The organism is Pseudomonas sp. WS 5051 (genome assembly GCF_012985715.1).
Taxonomy (GTDB): Bacteria; Pseudomonadota; Gammaproteobacteria; order Pseudomonadales; family Pseudomonadaceae; genus Aquipseudomonas; species Aquipseudomonas bubulae.
In genome coordinates, this window is record NZ_JAAQWV010000003.1 from 383,939 (window position 1) to 400,933 (window position 16,995).

General features: G+C 58.9%; 15 protein-coding genes. 5 read left to right on the forward strand and 10 right to left on the reverse strand.

The features are described 5' to 3' along the window. Positions 1 to 14 precede the first annotated feature (14 nt). A complete protein-coding gene (locus HBN79_RS06580; RefSeq protein ID WP_094999669.1) occupies positions 15 to 794 on the forward strand; it encodes an N-acetylmuramoyl-L-alanine amidase in 780 nt (259 codons plus the stop codon). A 4-nt stretch (positions 795 to 798) separates the two neighbouring features. Here the strand turns inward: HBN79_RS06580 and HBN79_RS06585 are convergent, their stop codons facing one another. Together HBN79_RS06585 and algB are read right to left on the reverse strand one after the other, a co-directional pair. After that, positions 799 to 2,589: an ATP-binding protein gene (locus HBN79_RS06585; RefSeq protein ID WP_094999668.1), complete on the reverse strand. Its 1,791-nt coding sequence runs from the start codon at positions 2,587 to 2,589 to the stop codon at positions 799 to 801. A gap of 7 nt (positions 2,590 to 2,596) precedes the next feature. After that, on the reverse strand, positions 2,597 to 3,943 hold the full coding sequence (gene algB, locus HBN79_RS06590) for a sigma-54-dependent response regulator transcription factor AlgB (protein WP_094999667.1): 1,347 nt from the start codon (positions 3,941 to 3,943) through the stop codon (positions 2,597 to 2,599). A 537-nt stretch (positions 3,944 to 4,480) separates the two neighbouring features. On the opposite strand from algB, the gene HBN79_RS06595 reads away from it, so the two are divergent. The 4 genes from HBN79_RS06595 (at position 4,481) to HBN79_RS06610 (ending at position 8,276) form a co-directional block, all read left to right on the forward strand. Next, positions 4,481 to 4,765 (forward strand): hypothetical protein, encoded by a 285-nt coding sequence (locus HBN79_RS06595; protein ID WP_094999666.1) that lies wholly within the window; start codon positions 4,481 to 4,483, stop codon positions 4,763 to 4,765. 82 nt (positions 4,766 to 4,847) lie between these two features. Continuing rightward, positions 4,848 to 5,012, forward strand: coding sequence for a DUF1328 domain-containing protein (locus HBN79_RS06600; RefSeq protein WP_019828122.1), 165 nt, complete (start codon positions 4,848 to 4,850; stop codon positions 5,010 to 5,012). A gap of 610 nt (positions 5,013 to 5,622) precedes the next feature. Further along, on the forward strand, positions 5,623 to 6,942 hold the full coding sequence (gene gltP / locus HBN79_RS06605; RefSeq protein WP_094999665.1) for a glutamate/aspartate:proton symporter GltP: 1,320 nt from the start codon (positions 5,623 to 5,625) through the stop codon (positions 6,940 to 6,942). Between the two features lie 104 nt (positions 6,943 to 7,046). Further along, positions 7,047 to 8,276, forward strand: a complete 1,230-nt coding sequence (locus tag HBN79_RS06610) for a spore maturation protein (protein ID WP_094999664.1) — start codon at positions 7,047 to 7,049, stop codon at positions 8,274 to 8,276. Positions 8,277 to 8,378: 102 nt separating this feature from the next. On the opposite strand, the gene HBN79_RS06615 is transcribed toward HBN79_RS06610, so the two are convergent. The 8 genes from HBN79_RS06615 to HBN79_RS06650 all read right to left on the reverse strand — a co-directional run bounded on the left by HBN79_RS06615 (position 8,379) and on the right by HBN79_RS06650 (position 16,510). Beyond that, positions 8,379 to 9,008 carry a class I SAM-dependent methyltransferase gene (locus HBN79_RS06615; RefSeq protein ID WP_094999663.1) on the reverse strand — a complete coding sequence of 210 codons (630 nt, stop codon included), beginning with the start codon at positions 9,006 to 9,008 and terminating at the stop codon, positions 8,379 to 8,381. A gap of 41 nt (positions 9,009 to 9,049) precedes the next feature. Then, on the reverse strand, positions 9,050 to 9,694 hold the full coding sequence (locus HBN79_RS06620) for a methionine ABC transporter permease (protein ID WP_094999662.1): 645 nt from the start codon (positions 9,692 to 9,694) through the stop codon (positions 9,050 to 9,052). Beyond that, positions 9,684 to 10,805 (reverse strand): ATP-binding cassette domain-containing protein, encoded by a 1,122-nt coding sequence (locus tag HBN79_RS06625; protein ID WP_094999661.1) that lies wholly within the window; start codon positions 10,803 to 10,805, stop codon positions 9,684 to 9,686. The genes HBN79_RS06620 and HBN79_RS06625 overlap by 11 nt, the downstream gene beginning before the upstream one ends. Positions 10,806 to 10,807: 2 nt before the next feature. Beyond that, positions 10,808 to 11,599, reverse strand: a complete 792-nt coding sequence (locus HBN79_RS06630; RefSeq protein ID WP_094999660.1) for a MetQ/NlpA family ABC transporter substrate-binding protein — start codon at positions 11,597 to 11,599, stop codon at positions 10,808 to 10,810. A gap of 114 nt (positions 11,600 to 11,713) precedes the next feature. After that, positions 11,714 to 13,075 carry an LLM class flavin-dependent oxidoreductase gene (locus HBN79_RS06635; RefSeq protein WP_169916462.1) on the reverse strand — a complete coding sequence of 454 codons (1,362 nt, stop codon included), beginning with the start codon at positions 13,073 to 13,075 and terminating at the stop codon, positions 11,714 to 11,716. Continuing rightward, entirely contained in the window at positions 13,075 to 14,271 is a 1,197-nt protein-coding gene (locus HBN79_RS06640) for an SfnB family sulfur acquisition oxidoreductase (RefSeq protein WP_094999658.1), read from the reverse strand. Before HBN79_RS06640 ends, HBN79_RS06635 begins: the two co-directional genes overlap by 1 nt. A gap of 14 nt (positions 14,272 to 14,285) precedes the next feature. Then, on the reverse strand, positions 14,286 to 15,527 hold the full coding sequence (locus HBN79_RS06645) for an SfnB family sulfur acquisition oxidoreductase (protein WP_095023164.1): 1,242 nt from the start codon (positions 15,525 to 15,527) through the stop codon (positions 14,286 to 14,288). Between the two features lie 173 nt (positions 15,528 to 15,700). Further along, positions 15,701 to 16,510, reverse strand: a complete 810-nt coding sequence (locus HBN79_RS06650) for a hypothetical protein (RefSeq protein WP_095026807.1) — start codon at positions 16,508 to 16,510, stop codon at positions 15,701 to 15,703. Between the last annotated feature and the right edge of the window lie 485 nt (positions 16,511 to 16,995).

Genomic DNA, 16,995 nt, shown 5'->3' on the forward strand with positions numbered 1-16,995 from the left:
TGTTGTTCTCGCCCATGAAATTCTCCGCCCTGATCTTGTCCCTTGCCCTGCTGGCCGGTTGCAGCAACGGTCTGCGCATGGACACCAGTCATCCTTCGATCAACCACGACAGCCGCGTGCAGTTTGTGGTGCTTCACTACACCTCAACCTCGCTGGAGCGCTCCCTGGAGCTGTTAACCCGCGGTCCGGTCAGCAGCCATTACCTGGTCGGGGATACTCCGCCGACCATTTACAAACTGGTGGATGAAAACCAGCGCGCCTGGCACGCCGGTGAAAGCCAATGGAAGGGCCGCACCTGGCTGAACTCCAGCTCCATCGGCATTGAAATCGTCAACAAGGGTTTTCGCGATACGCCCGAAGGTCGAGTCTGGTACCCCTATACAGAGGGTCAGGTCCAGTCGGTTATCGCACTGCTCAAAGATATTTCAACCCGCTATCAGATCGACCCGCGCAACATCATTGGCCACAGCGATATCGCGCCCTTGCGCAAGCTGGATCCGGGCCCGCTGTTTCCCTGGAAGCGCCTGGCCGACGCTGGCTTTGGCATCTGGCCAAACGCCCGGGCCGTAGCCCGGGAGCAAGCACTGTACGCCAGCAACTTGCCAAGCATCACCTGGTTCCAGCAGCAACTGGCGCTTCTGGGCTACGAAACCCCGCAAACTGGAGAGCTGGATGTCGCCACTCGTCACGTTCTGGCCGCCTTCCAGATGCATTTTAGGCCTTCGCGATACGATGGCACTCCGGATGCTGAAAGTGCGGCCATTTTGAAAGTGCTGAACACGCAAAAGCACTGATGAGCTAGAGCAATGGCAGGGCCATGTAAAATTGTGTGCCTTGCCCTGGACGCGAATACACCCCAATGCGCCCGCCATGCAGTTGCACAATCTCTTTGCACAGTGCCAGCCCAAGGCCGGCGCCACCCTTTTTGCGCCCCACTTGCACAAAGGGCTCAAAAATCCGCCCTTGTTGGCTATAGGCAATGCCTTCGCCATTGTCTTCGATGCTGATAATCACCCGTTCCCCATGGCGCCTGGCCTGCAGGCAGATCTGCCCGCCACTGGCGGTGTGGCGCAAGGCGTTGTCCAGCAGGTTGTCCAGCACCCGCTCCAACTGGGCCTGATCGGCCCGCAACTCAGGTAGCGGTTGTTGCAGCTGCACCAGCAGCTCGACATTTTTTACCCGCGCACGGTCGGCGAAACGGACACGGGCGTCCTCGAGCATGTGTTCGACACTGCAGGGGGCCAGCGTCAGCTTCTGCATGCCGTTTTGATAGCGGGAGAAGTTCAGCAGGTCATTGATCAACTGCATCAGGCGCTGCATTTCTTCGTTGACGGTGTTGAGCAGGTCGGTTTCCCGTGACTGGGGATCAAAGCGTGAACGCTCCAGAAACAACCCGAACGCCATATGCATGCCGGTGACGGGGGTGCGCAACTCATGGGAGGCCCGCAACACGAACTCGCTGCGTACCCGCTCAAAGGCACGCTGCTCGGTGACGTCGTGCAGCACCATGACGGCGCCGAGGATAGGCCCCTTGGGCTGGCTCACCGGGGTCAAGCTGTAGGTCAGGAGTCGGGTTTCGCCTTCAATGTCGACGCTCAAGTCTTCCGGCAAGCGCTCAAGACTGCCTCCGCGCAGTACTGTTTGCAGTTGCTGGTCGAGTTCCGGACGTTGCAAGGCCTCACCCAGCGACTGCCCCAATCGCCCTTCATCCCAACCCAGCTGGCGCTGTGCGACGGGGTTCAAGTGCTCCAGCCGGCCTTGCTGATCGATCATCAACAACCCGTCATCGATACTGTCGAGTACCGCTTGCAGCCGCTGCTGGCCCGCCAGCAGCTCGTCGATGTTGGTTGCCTGATGCTGGCGCAATGCCTCGGCCATAATCCCAAAGCGCCGCGTCAGCAGGTTCATCTCTGTGGCCGAGGAGAGCGGCAACACCACTTCGAAATTACCTTTGCCAATGTTATCCGCGGCCTTGGCCAGCGCCTCGATCGGGGCACCAAAACGCCTGGCAATACCGTGGGCGGTGATAAAGCCGATGATCAGCACGGCAATGCCGACCAGGCCGAGCAAGGCGGCGACGACCAAGGCGCGATCCCGGGCTGCGGCCTGGGCGGCATATATGGTGTCGAGCGCACGACGGTGTTCGGTAATCAGACCGTTGCGCAGTTGATTGAAGCGGCTGGTCAGATCCTTGTCATTGCTCAGGTTCAGTTGCGCGTCGCTGGCCTTGTTGAAGGCCAGCAAAAAACTGCTGTAATCCTCCCGGGCCTGGGCAAAACCGCTATGCAGATTGTTTTTACGCTCATGCTCGATGCCCTCGTCGAGCAGCTTCAAATACTCCCGGGCTGATGACTTCAGCGCTTCAGGATCTGGCTGGTTGTGCAGCATCATCACCAACTGATCGCCCAGCGACTGACGCAGTTTCAGGCCCAGATCGAGGGTAATGAAGTTGTTACGAATCAGCGCTTCCTGGGTTTTCGCCATTTGCATCACGCTGACGACGCCAAGCAACAGGCCAAGCAGCGCCACCGTGATTAACGCGGAAATGCTCAGGAACAGGCGGGTGCGCAGCTTGATCGCAAGTTTCATCGCGGGCTCACAGGTTGTACTGCTTACGTTTGCGGTACAGCGTCGAGGCATCGATACCCAGGGTTTTTGCTGCCTGATCCAGGGTTTCACTGGTGGCCAGGACGGCGCCGATATGGGCTTTCTCCAGTTGATCGAGGCTCAGAGCAGCGCCAATGCGCGGGGCGTTGGGTACCGTTTGTTCGGCCATGCCCAGATGGCTGACTTCAACCACTTCCTGCGGGCAAATAATACTCGCGCGCTCAACCACATTGCGCAACTCGCGGATATTGCCCGGCCAACGGTAATTGGCCAGGGCCCGGCGGGCTTCCTCACTGAAGCCGCGGGCAGGGCGAGCATATTCCTTGACGAAACGGGCCAGGAAACGGTCGGCCAGGGTCAGGATATCCTCACTGCGTTCGCGCAGCGGCGGCAAATGCAGGGTGATCACGTTGAGACGGTAGAGCAGGTCTTCACGGAAGCGGCCATCGCGCACCATGTCCTCAAGGTGGAGGTTGGTGGCGGCCAGAATCCGTACATCGGCGCGGCGGGTAACGGGGTCGCCGACGCGCTCGTATTCTTTGTCCTGAATAAAGCGCAGCAGTTTTGGCTGTAGGGCCAGCGGGAAATCGCCGATTTCATCGAGGAACAAGGTACCGCCATCGGCCTGATTCACCCGGCCCAGGGTGCTTTCGCTGGCACCGGTAAAGGCTCCACGGGTATGGCCAAACAGTTCGCTTTCCATCAGCTCGGCCGTCAGTGACGGACAATTGATCGTGACACAGGACTTTTTCGCCCGTTTGCTCCAACCGTGGATTGCGCGTGCCAGCTCCCCCTTACCGGTACCCGACTCGCCCAGAATAAGGATATTGGCATCCGTACCGGCCACCTGGCGGGCGGTTTCGAGCACCGCCATCATGGCCGGGCTATGGGAGTCGAGGCCTTCTTTGGGCTTGCGTACTTCACCCTCCAGGGCTTCAAGCCGGGCCGCCAACTGGCGCACTTCCAGTTGCTTGGCCGTGGCCAGCCTTAGCTGGTCGGGGCTGCACGGCTTGACCAGATAATCGGCGGCACCTGCCTGGATCGCATCAACGGCTGTATCGACGGCCGAGTGGGCAGTGACTATCACAACACGCATCCACGGCGCCTGGATACGCATTTGAGCCAGCACATCCAGACCGTTGTCTTCGCCCAGGCGCAGATCGAGAAAACACAGATCAAACACCTGTCGTTGCAGCAGTGCGTCGGCCTGCGCTGCGCTGTTGGCGGTGGCGACAGTGTAGCCCTCGTCTTCGAGGCAATAGCGGAATGTACGCAGGATGGCGGACTCATCGTCGACCAGCAGAATGCGGCCCTGTTGCTCTTTGGCTGAATCCATTTCCTACGTTCCTTTATATGTGGTCTTGGTTAGTGTCGGAATAATCGGGCAAGTTGCATGATTTTTCTGATTGATTCCGAGGCTAGCACCGAAGGCTCTGGCCTGCATAAGGTAACTGGCTGATTTTGCGGCTTTTTGCGTTGAGTCGCAGGTCGAAATTAATCCCTCTCGCAGCAGCTGACTCGCGGAGCAAGGCTGCGTCCGACGGCGAAGCCGTCGTAAACCCTGAAAACCGAATTTTACTGGCACACCGTGGTGTCTGATTTGCGACGGCTGTGCCGCCGCACGCAGCCTCGCTCCGCGAGTCAGCTGCTACGCGACGTGTGGTATCCCCTGATCGTGCAGAACGCCCGACCCGCAGGCCGGGCATCGTGCAGGTTGCGCGTCAAATCCATCCGAACAAATAGATAACATATTGATTTATAACGGTTTTTTATTGTGCCAAAAGCTGGCACGGCCCCTGCAATTACCCTTGTACAGAGCGTCGCACAGAGCGGCTCAACCTCACATTGACCACCGGGTGGCAGGAGTTTGAACATGAATATTCACGAATTCTCCAACTTGCGTGTTTCGTCATTGCATCTGCAACAAGGTCTGTTCGCCAGCCTTGCGTTGTCGGTGACCCTGATCGGTGGTCAGCAGTTGGGCCGGTTGGAGCAAGCACCGCAGCCGGTTGCCGCTGCACAGCACTACATCGCTCCCCAGCAGCACTTCAAGGCATTTGGCCCAGTGTCTGATACCACTGGCCGTTACGAACTCGCAGCCTCGGACGAAACCCAAATCGCCCGCTCGCAACCAGCACCTGAACGTTGGGTGTTTTAAGTGTTCACAACCTTGAGGCCCTGATCGGGCGTCGAGACACACCCTCATCACCCTGTTTCGCACAGTAATAAGGAGAATCACCATGTTGAGTTGGGCCATTACCTTCCTGATTATCGCCATCATCGCTGCTGTCCTGGGCTTCGGTGGTATTGCGGGCACCGCTACCGGCATCGCCAAGATTCTCTTTGTCGTGTTCCTGGTGATGTTTGTGGTGTCCTTTATCTTTGGTCGCCGCGGTCGAGGCTAGAGATGACCGCCCCCTCCTTTAAGGCTACGGTCGCTGTCCTGGTAACGGGCGGCGGCCGAGGGGCATGAAACCGGTTACATGGATGCAGGCAGCCAAGGTTCTACCTTGGTTTTTTTGTGCCCTGAGAAAATCTTTCGGCGGCTGTAATGCCTTATCAGGGTTCATTTTTTTGAAAACAAATGTGGCCTGAACAGCACTTCGAAACGTCGACCGTATATCGACTTGTAGAAAAATAGCCCGGACTTATATCTGATTTGTGTTGTCGGATATTTCTTGGATATAAGCGGCTCAATGCCACCCCCTCCTTAGCCAAAAAGACCTTGAAACAGCCGGTCTACGGCACTTATGTCGTCTATTCTGTGGATTCTCAGGAGGGGCGATTTGAGGTCTTGTCGGACAAAACCCATGCCGATTCGGCATAGGGTAGGCGTTTACGGCATTAGACGGCCACCTCATGCATGGGAATAGTTGCGCCTTTTTTCGCCTGCCAAAGAGCCTTTCGGGCTCGGTTTGGGCGACCTTCTACGGGGGTGGCGGTTTCTGCTTTTTGCGCTTTCAAGCGCTCTATTCAGAGCCTCTGCCCGAGTCCACTTGAAGTAAGGGTAATGACATGAAGAAGGCAAAACTTAGCCTCGCCTGGCAGATCCTGATTGGTCTGGTCCTCGGGATTGCAATCGGCGCGCTGCTTAACCATTTCAGTGCTGAAAAGGCCTGGTGGATCAGTAACGTTCTGCAACCTGCCGGCGATATCTTTATCCGTCTGATCAAGATGATCGTAATCCCAATCGTGATTTCTTCACTGGTTGTCGGGATTGCAGGCGTGGGAGATGCGAAGAAACTCGGTCGTATCGGTTTTAAAACCATCATTTACTTCGAGGTGGTCACCACCATCGCGATCCTGGTCGGCCTGGTGCTGGCCAACGTGTTCCAACCCGGTGCCGGGATCGACATGAGCACCCTGGGCACGGTCGATATTTCCAAGTACGCAGCCACGGCAGCTGAAGTCACGCATGAACATGCGTTTATCGAGACCATCCTCAACCTGATTCCATCGAACATCTTCGCGGCCATGGCTCGCGGTGAGATGTTGCCGATCATCTTCTTCTCGGTGCTCTTCGGTCTCGGTTTGTCGAGCCTGAACGCCGAACTGCGCGACCCGCTGGTGAAAACCTTCCAGGGCGTGTCCGAGTCGATGTTCAAAGTCACTCACATGATCATGAACTACGCGCCAATCGGTGTGTTCGCCCTGATCGCCGTGACCGTCGCCAACTTCGGTTTCGCCTCGCTGGTGCCTCTGGCCAAGCTGGTGCTGCTGGTTTACGGCGCCATCCTGTTCTTCGCCGTTGCGGTGCTGGGCCTGATTGCCAAGCTGTTCGGCTTCTCGGTGTTCAAGCTGATCCGTATCTTCAAGGATGAACTGGTTCTGGCTTACTCCACCGCCAGCTCCGAAACCGTGCTGCCACGCGTGATCGAGAAGATGGAAGCCTACGGCTGCCCGAAAGCGATCTGCAGCTTTGTGGTACCGACCGGCTACTCGTTCAACCTTGACGGCTCGACCCTGTACCAGAGCATCGCGGCAATCTTTATCGCCCAGCTGTATGGCATCGACTTGTCGATCAGCCAGCAACTGCTGCTGGTACTGACCCTGATGGTGACCTCCAAAGGCATCGCCGGTGTACCAGGCGTATCCTTCGTGGTACTGCTGGCGACCCTGGGCAGCGTGGGTATCCCGCTGGAAGGCCTGGCCTTTATCGCCGGTGTTGACCGTGTGATGGACATGGCCCGTACAGCCCTGAACGTGATCGGTAACGCCCTGGCGGTACTGGTAATCTCCCGTTGGGAAGGCATGTACGACAACGCCAAGGGCGAGCGCTACTGGAACTCGCTGCCGCACTGGCGCAGCAAGGAAGCCCTGCCAAAAGGTGAGTAACCTCGCCTGGTAGTGCAACTCCCACAAACCCCGGCCCTGGCCGGGGTTTGTTGTTTCTGGGGGTAGGCCGCTATCATTCGCATCATCTTCCAGGAGTTTTCTTGATGCTCAACGGCCTATGGCTCAGCTTTTTCGTCGTCGCTACGGTGTCGGCGCTCGCCCAATGGCTGGTGGGGGGCAACGCGGGGATCTTCTCGGCGATCGTGGAAAGCATCTTCGCCATGGCCAAGTTGTCCGTCGAAGTGATGATCTTGCTCTTCGGCACGCTGACGTTATGGCTGGGTTTTCTGCGCATTGCCGAAAAAGCCGGCATCGTCGATTGGCTGGGCAGGGCCCTGGGACCTCTGTTCAAGCGCCTGATGCCGGAAGTCCCGCCTGGGCATCCGGCGCTGGGCTTTATCACCCTCAACTTCGCCGCCAACGGCCTGGGGCTGGATAACGCGGCCACGCCCATCGGCCTCAAGGCCATGCGTGCCCTGCAAGAGCTCAACCCGAGCCCGACCAGTGCGAGTAATGCACAGATCCTGTTTCTGGTGCTCAACGCCTCGTCCCTGACCCTGCTGCCGGTCACTATCTTCATGTACCGTGCCCAGCAAGGGGCGCCGGACCCGACACTGGTATTCCTGCCGATCCTGCTGGCCACCAGCGCCTCGACCCTGGTCGGCTTGCTGTCGGTGGCCATTGTCCAGCGCCTGCGTCTGTGGGACCCGGTGGTGCTGGCGTACCTGGTGCCTGGCGCGCTGATCCTGGGCGGTTTCATGGCATTGCTGGCGACCCTGTCAGCCACGGCGCTGGCCAGCTTGTCGTCGATCCTGGGCAACCTCACGCTGTTCGGCCTGATCATGCTGTTTCTGGTGATCGGGGCGCTGCGCAAGGTCAAGGTCTACGAAGCGTTTGTGGAAGGGGCCAAGGAAGGCTTCGACGTCGCGAAAAACCTGTTGCCGTATCTGGTGGCGATGCTGTGCGCGGTGGGTGTGCTGCGTGCTTCCGGGGCACTGGATTTTGGCCTGGACGGTATTCGCCATGTGGTTGAGTGGCTGGGTTGGGATACGCGCTTTGTCGATGCGCTGCCAACGGCCATGGTCAAACCCTTTTCGGGCAGTGCGGCGCGGGCCTTGCTGATCGAGACCATGCAGACCCAGGGTGTGGACAGCTTCCCGGCGCTGGTGGCGGCCACGGTGCAGGGCAGCACGGAAACCACGTTCTATGTGCTGGCGGTGTACTTCGGCGCCGTGGGCATCCAGCGTGCCCGGCATGCGGTGGGTTGCGCCCTGCTGGCCGAGTTTGCCGGCGTGGTGGCGGCGATTGCGGTGTGCTACTGGTTCTTCGGCTAACCCAGGCCACCTTGTGGGAGCGGGCTTGCTCGCGATGGCATCACCGCGGCCACGCAGGTAAACCGTGTTGCCTGCATCGCGAGCAAGCCCGCTCCCACAGGTTTACAGGGTTTTACGCCACACACTCACCAGCCACGGTTGCTGGTCACGGGGCAAGCCCGCCGGGCGGTAGTAGTGCTCCAGCTCGGCAAACCCTGCAGCCGTCAGCATCGCCCGCCAGTGCTCCAGGTCGTGATAAGCCCCATAACGCTCACCGTTCCAGCCTTCGCGGTTGTCGCCGCGCGGGTTGGAACTGAGCAGTACGCCGCCGGATTTCAGGGCTGCATGCAGCTTGCCCAGCACCTGACCCAGTTCTTGGGTCGGCACATGGAACAGCGAAGCATTGGCGAAGATGCCGTCGAAGCGTTCAGCGGGCAAGTCGAGCTTGAGGAAGTCCTGGTGCCACACTTCACAGCCGCTGTCTTCGCGGGCCATTTGGGTGAAGCGTTCGGTGCCGTCCAGCCCGATTGCCACATGCCCGAGGCGGGTGAAAGCCTGCAGGTCGCGACCCGGCCCGCAGCCGAAATCCAGGACAGTGAAGGGCGCCGAACCTTGAATATGACGCAACAGGGCGTCGATGTTCTGGCTCACGTCATGGTCGCGGGTGCCTTCACGGAAGCCCTCGGCGCTCTGTTGATAGTGGCTCAGGGTCGTGGCGGCAATCTGTTCGAGAGTTTTTGCATCGAGGGTCATCGCAGGCTCGGTCGGCGGCAGGGCTGGCCGCCGACTATACCTCAGCGTTTGTTCAGTGCCAGGGCCAGGCGGTCACCACCCAGCTGAATCACGGCCACCAGAATCACCAGCAATACGATCACGGTCAGCATCACCTGCGAGTCGAAGCGCTGGTAACCATAGCGGTACGCGATGTCACCCAGCCCGCCGGCACCAATCGCACCGGCCATGGCCGACGAATTGATCATCGTCACCAGGGTGATGGTAAAACCGCCGACGATGCCGGGTAAGGCTTCGGGCAGTAGTACGTGCCAGATAATGTGATGGCGCTTACAGCCCATGGCTTGGGCGGCTTCAATCAAACCGTGATCCACCTCACGCAGGCTGACTTCAGCTATGCGTGCAAAAAACGGTGTGGCGGCGATGGTCAGCGGTACGACCGCCGCCCATACGCCGTAGGTAGTGCCCACAATCAGGCGGGTGAACGGGATCAATGCCACCATCAAAATCAGAAACGGGATTGAACGGAACAGATTGACGAACGCACCCAGTGCCTTGTTCAGTGTGGGGGCTTGATAAATCCCGCCTTTGCCACTGGTGACCAGGATCACCGCCAGCGGTATGCCCAGAACCAGCGCGATCAGCGACGACACACCGACCATCAGGAAGGTGTCGATCACCCCCTGCCATAAACGATCAAATCCCATAGCCCACTACCTCGACCTGTTGTGCCCATTGCCCGGCCCGTTTGCGCAGCTCTTCGGCGCCCAGCGAAGTGCTGGTTACGCTGAGCAGCAGTTGCCCCAGGGCATGCCCCTGGATGTGTTCGACGCCGCCGTGGAGCAGCCGCACTTGCCCTCCCAGCGCGCTGAACAGCGCGCCCAGGTCAGGCTCTTGGGCCTGCCGGCCGGTAAAACGCAGGCGCAAGATCACGCTGGCTTGTGCGGACTGTGCCTGCGCCGAAATACGGTTACGCAGCGCTTCAGGCAGGGTCGCCTGCAAGGGCGCCAACAGGGTCTTGCTGACGTCATGCTGAGGATCGCCGAAGACCTGCCACACAGGGCCTTGCTCGACCACGCGACCTTGCTCCAGTACCACTACGCGGTGACAGATATCACGAATCACGGCCATTTCATGGGTAATGAGGATGATGGTCAGGCCCAGGCGCTGGTTGATTTCGCGCAGCAGACCGAGGATCGACTGAGTGGTTTCGGGGTCCAGGGCCGAGGTGGCTTCGTCGCACAGCAAAATCGCCGGATCGTGCACCAGCGCACGGGCAATGCCCACACGCTGTTTTTGCCCGCCCGACAGTTGCGCCGGGTAAGCCGTATGCTTGCCTTGCAGGCCAACCAGCTCCAGCAGCTCACGCACCTTCTGCTCCCGTTGCAGCTTGGGCACGCCCGCCACCTTGAGTGGCAACTCGACGTTCTGCCATACGGTTTTGGCCGACATCAGGTTGAAGTGCTGGAAGATCATGCCGATCTTGCGCCGCAGCGCCACCAGCTTGTCTTCGTCAAAGCTGGCGATATCGACCTGATCGATCAGCACGCGGCCGCGGGTAGGCTGTTCGAGGCGGTTGATGGTGCGAATCAACGACGACTTGCCAGCACCGCTGCGCCCGATGATGCCGAAGATCTCCCCGCGCTGGATTGCCAGATCAATACCCGTGAGGGCATCCACAGGGCCCTGGCGGCCGTCATAGGTTTTGCCGATACCGATAAAACGCACATGGGCGTGGCTCAACTCAGGGTGCAGCTCGGTGTGGTTGGCGCCGGGCTGCGGCTGATCGAGCCGCTCGCGAGCAATGGCCACATTCATGGTCAGCCTCCCCAGCCGGGCTGGTACAGAGTGCCGTAGGTCTTATCCAGCGCAGCTTTGACCACTGGCGAGTGCTGATAGATATCAATAAATTTGGCAAGACGCGGGTCGTCTTTGTTCTTGGGCTGGATCACGAACTGAATCACATACTCGGGGTGGTCGATGCCGTCGAACAGCAAGGCCGACTCGGCATCGAAGGTTTTCGACAGGCGAATGTAGGCTGGATAACCCTGCACCAGGTCGGCATCGTCGTAGGCGCGTACCAGTTGCACGGCCTCAACCTGCAGGATCTTGATCTTTTTCGGGTTGGCGATGATGTCCTCTTCCGTCGCCTTGTAGCCAACGCCCGGCTTGAGTGTAATCAGCCCGGCCTTGGCCAGCAGTTGCAGGCCACGCCCGCTATTGATCGGGTCATTGGCGATGGCAACAGTTGCGCCTTCAGGCAGGGCGTCGAGGCTTTTGTATTTTTTCGAGTACAGGCCCACGTTGTTGATGATGCCTTTGGCGTAGGGTGCCAAATCGAACCCGGCGGCGGCCTTGGCGTTTTCCAGGAACGGGATGTGCTGGAAGTAATTCACATCGATATCGCCGCTGGCCAGGCTGACGTTGGGTGCGATCCAGTCGGTGAACTCCACCAGCTCGACCTTGAGCCCTTGCTTGTCGGCCTCGGCCACTGCGGTTTCCAGGGGAATGGCGAACGCGGCGGTGGTGCCGACCTTGAGCGGCTTGTCGGCCGCGTGGAGCAAACCGCTAAACAGCCCGAGGGCCAGAACCAGTGCGTGTTTTTTGTTCATGATAATTGCCCAGTCAAAGAGTCGGAATTCGAACCCTGTGGGAGCGAGCCTGCTCGCGAAAGTTTGGCAGTCCTGCAAGCTTCGCGAGCAGGCTCGCTCCCACAACAAAAAGGGTTAAGGGTTGTGTCTGTAAGCCGCACCTGTATGGCGTTGCGGCAAGTGCGCATCACCTTCCACAAACAGCTTCTGACGCAGGCTGCCAGTGTCATAAGCGGTTTTATAAGAGCCCCGGCGCTGCAGTTCGGGGACCACCAGGTCGATAAAATCGGCGTAGCTTTCAGGGGTGACGATGCGGGTCAGGTTGAACCCGTCCAGGCCGGTTTCTGCAATCCAGGATTCCAGCTCGTCGGCCACTTGCGCAGGCGAACCCACCAGCGTGATGTAACGCCCGCCCAGGGCGTGCTGTTCAAGCAGCTTGCGCCGGGTCCAGTCGTTGTTTTGCAGCACTTTGGTGGCGGACTGGATCGCGTTGCTCTTCACGTACTGGATCGGCTCGTCCAGTTCGTAGTCGGCAAAGTCGATACCCGTGGAGCTGGAAAAGTGCGCCACGCCGGCTTCGGCACTGGCATAGCTCAGGTACTCGTCACGCTTGGCCAATGCCTGGGCCTCGGTCGGCGCCACGATCACGTTGATCCCCATAAACAGCTTGATGTCGTCCGGGTTGCGGCCCGCAGCCACAGCGCTGGCGCGCACCTTGTCGACCTGGGCTCTGGTCGCCGCCTTGGTCTGCCCGCTGATAAACACGCACTCAGCATGACGACCGGCAAACACCAGGCCGCGATCCGAGCTGCCCGCCTGAAACAGCACCGGGGTGCGTTGCGGCGACGGTGCGCAAAGGTGATAACCCTCCACCTGATAGAACTCACCTTCGTGTTTGATCTTGTGCACCTTGTCGGGCCGGGCATAGATGCGCCGGGCCGGGTCATTGAGCACGGCGTCGTTTTCCCAGCTGCCTTCCCATAGCTTGTAGAGCACTTGCAGGTACTCATCGGCCTGATCGTAGCGCCGGTCATGCTCGACCTGTTCGGTCAGGCCCATGGCTTTGGCTGCACTGTCGAGGTAGCCGGTAACAATATTCCAGCCCACGCGACCGCGGGTCAGGTGGTCCAGGGTCGACATGCGACGCGCGAATAAATACGGCGTTTCGTAGGTCAGGTTGGCGGTCAGGCCAAAGCCGAGGTTCTTGGTGACGGCAGCCATCGCCGAAACCAGCAGCAGGGGATCATTGACCGGCAGCTGGATCGCCTCTTTGAGCGGCATATCAACCGATTGTTGATAAACGTCATATACGCCCACGATATCGGCGATAAACAGCCCGTCAAACAGCCCGCGCTCCAGCAGCTGCGCCAACTCAGTCCAGTATTCAAGGGTGTTGAAGGTGGTCGAGTTGTCACGTGGATGAGTCCACAGACCGTGGTTGATATGACCAATGCAGTTCATGTTGAAGGCATTGATCAGAATCTTCTTTTTGCTCATCAGATGGTCCCCCGCAATGGCGGGTTGGCATCATTTAGGTAGTAATTGCCTACCGCGTGGTACTTCCAGCGCACCGGGTCATGCAGGGTGTGCACGCGGGCGTTGCGCCAGTGACGGTCAAGGCCGTGCTCGGCCAGCGTGGCCTGGCTGCCCGCCAGCTCGAACAGGGTGCTGCCGGCGGCCAGGGAAATTTCTGTACTCAGGGCCCGGGCTTCTGCGATGGCAATCGAGGCTGCGGCGACGGTGCTGGCGCTGGTGTTGCTCTGAGCAATATCCAGAAACGCTCCGGCACGTTCCAGCAGGGCTTCGGCGGCATGCAGACGTACGCTCAAATGGCCGAAGCTTTTGAGGGTCAGCGGGTCTTCGCTGGCGATATCCGTAGTGGCATCAATCCAGGGCCGGGTTTTGCTGCGCACAAAATGCAGGGCGTCTTCAAAGGCGGCGCGGGCGATACCGGTATCGATGGCCGCGTGAAGGATCTGCGCCAGCGGACCAACCGGGGTCGGACGCTCGAAGGCGCTTTGAAACGGGATCACGTCTTGTGCTGCGACCAGTACGTTGTCGAAAACCACCGAACCGCTGCCCGTAGTACGCTGGCCAAAACCGCTCCAGTCGTCGATCACGCTTAGGCCATCGCTGTCGCGGCGCACGAATGCAAGATGCTGGATGCCGTTATCGTCCACAACCGAGGTAGGTATCCGCTGTGCATACAGTGCGCCAGTGGCGTAGAACTTGCGCCCGGTGATGCGGTAGCCGTGTTCGGCCTGGGCCAGATGGGTGGTGCGATCGTGTGCAGTCTTGGTGCCGATTTCAGCCAGGGCATTGCCGAAGCGCTCTCCGGCCAGCACTTCGGCATAGAGCCGCTGCTTTTGCTCGTGTGTGCCATTGACCCGTAAAACTTCGAGTGCATAAAAGTGGTTTTGCGGGATTTGCCCCAGAGAGGCATCGGCCGCAGCGATCAGCGCGATCACTTGCGCCAGGGTGACGCTGGACACGCCTGCGCCGCCGTAGGCCTTGGGCACGGTGATGCCCCACAGGCCGGTATGGGAAAACAGCTCAAGCTCATCAAACGGCAAGCGCCGCTCGCGGTCACGCAGGGCACTGTCGCGTTTGAAAAACGCCGCCAGTTCACGGGCTACGCTCAGGGCCTCGGCATCGCTGTGGATAACCGGGACCTGTTTGGATATCAGTGACATGGGTGTCTCCAGGGTCAGATCCAGGAATGCCGGGCAGGCAGGGTGCCGTTGAGGCGATACGCGCCGATGGCGTGGTATTTCCAGCGCACCGGGTCGTGCAGGGTGTGCACCCGGGCGTTGCGCCAGTGGCGGTCGAGGTTGAACTCGGCAAGGCTGGCGCGGCTGCCGGCCAGTTCGAACAATTTTTCGCTGGCCAGCAGCGACAGCTCGGTGCTCAGCACCTTGGCTTCGGCCACCGCAATCGATGCGCGGGCAGCGCCAGGGGCGTCGATCGCTGCCGCGCTGACTTCGTCCAGAACGCGTCCGGCTTTGCGCAACAAGGCTTCGGCTGCGTGCAGCTCAATGTGCAGTTTGCCGATATCGGCAATCACATAAGGATCATCGCTGTTGCGTTCGACCTTGGCGTCGATCCACGGGCGTGAGCGCTCGCGGACAAAACTCAGGGTGTCGGCAATGGCACCGCGGGCAATGCCCAGGTCAATGGCGGCCTGGATCAATTGCGACACGGCGCCTTGAATGTTCGGAGCATCGTTGAGGCGCGAACTGTCGACCACCTGTTCGGCTTCCACCCGCACGTTGTTAAGCAATACGGTGCCGCTGGCGGTGGTGCGCTGACCAAAACCGGACCAGTCATCCACGACGCGCAAGCCTGGTGTACCGCGACGAACGAAGGCCATGACCTGCCTGCCTTCATCGTTGACGGCTTTTACCGCAATCCAGTGGGCGAACAGGGCGCCGGTGGAGTAAAACTTCTGACCGTTAATGGCGAAGTCGTCGCCATCGGCGATGATCCGGGCCTTAATGTCCAAGGTGTTTTTGCTGCCGCGTTCCGGGCCCGCATTGCCGATGCGCCAGCCTTGCAGCACGCTGGAGAACAGTTGTTCTTTTTGCGCCTGGGTGGCCGTGGCAGCGATCAGGCTGAGAATGCCAACCTGATTTTGCGGGATTTGCCCCAGCGCCGGATCGGCAGCCGAGATGATCGCGAACACTTCAGCCAGGGTCACAAATGACACCTGGGGGCCGCCAAATTCGCGGGCAATGGAAATACTGCCCAGGCCGCTGCGGGTGAAGGCTTCTATGAGCGACCACGGCAGCTTGCGTTGCTGGTCGCGTTTGCCCGCGTGTTCGCGTGCACTGGCTGCCAGTGTGTGTGCGGCTTCAAGGGCTTCGTTGTCGGTGCGCAGAACCTGCGCTGCCAGCAACAGAGGCGCGACATCCTGGTCGCTTTGCAGGTGTGCATTGGCCAAGCTGGACATTAGTTGCGCTCCTTGGCTGCACTCAATGCCCTGGCGTTATGCACAAGGGTGATTGTGTTACGGACCATACCTACCTCACGTTTCATGGGAGCGCCGCTCGTGCGGCGCGGATAAAAGCTGAGAGTCCGGTGGTCCGGTTCATATACCCTAATCGAGTATAAAAATTTTAAGAACTAACTTTTAGGAATATGGATAGACGATTCCCTGGCTCCCTGCTCCTGGTTACGCCAGTTGGAACGGGGCTCTGCGGCGTGCAGTACCTCCCTCGGGGCAGGGTTGAGATAGAGCCTGGGGGCACCTACCTTGAGCACTCGCGCCGGTGCCCAGCGCGAATTGTTGCCCACGCGGTCGATCACGCAGTAGGTGACTTCCAGCTTGGCGTCTTCGCCAGCCTCCTGGATGATGTGGGGGGGCACGAACACGCTGACGGGTTTGTCGATATCCACTTTGCGCAGTTTGGGCAAATCCAGGCGTACATCCCCCCAGAGCAGGGTGATGGCGTCATTGTTGGCCATGTTGCGATAGGGTTCGATACTCACCGGGACACCGCGTTTCATCTGGCTTGGGTTAACCCCGTAGCGCTGGATGGGCTGCGGAATTACAAGCGGGGCCAGGCCCTGGTTTTCGTCGCCAATGGCTTCGCCGCCAGGGCAGTCAAGTTTGACCAATATTTTAAGTTGCGCAGAAAGAACCGGGCTGCTGCCGATATGCATCACCCGGTAGTAAAGGCGCGCCGTACCATTTTGAATAAAACTCTCTGGCACTCTTAACATGACAGGCTGGCCAATACCGGCTTTGAAAATCTGCCGCGAGGCGACATAGCAACCATCCCAGAACAACTCTACAAGGTCACCTTCTTCCATGTTCTTGTAAGGGTTTATTGTAATAAGCAAGTGCTCGGCCGCGCGCGCGCACACAGTATGCCTTGCGGAGTTTGAAAGTACGGGCGGAGGGAGTTTGTTGAAACATGAGGTAAAGGGCATATTTAAAGATTCCTTTCCAGTATGTAAGGGAACGGTACACGTCTGCGCAGACCGGCCCTCGCTTTCAGCACCGAGTACTGGCCGCACATGGTTAACGCGATAAATATTTGCTTTTTGACAAGTGGCTGGGCTCGATTATTTTTATTAGATAAGAGTCTGTGGGTATGAGTGTCAAGGGCGAACAGAAGTAATATAAATGTCTCTGAATTATTCAGAATGTTCCTACTGAAAGAGTACTTTAAAGTTGCATGACAAGTAGTTCTGGCGATGAGCGATGAGTCATCAGTCTAAGTTTACAGGCTGTTTAATGGTTCTCTCTCACCAGGCCTTTGCACGCGCCCAATCACTCGGGACCTCAGCCAGCATGATTTTTTTGCGTTTTTGCCATTTATTTCACACTCCGTCTGCATAATCGCCATGCACGAGGCAGCTGGTTAGCCCGCTTTGTGATATTTAGATCTGGCCCAACATTTCGGAAGCCCACT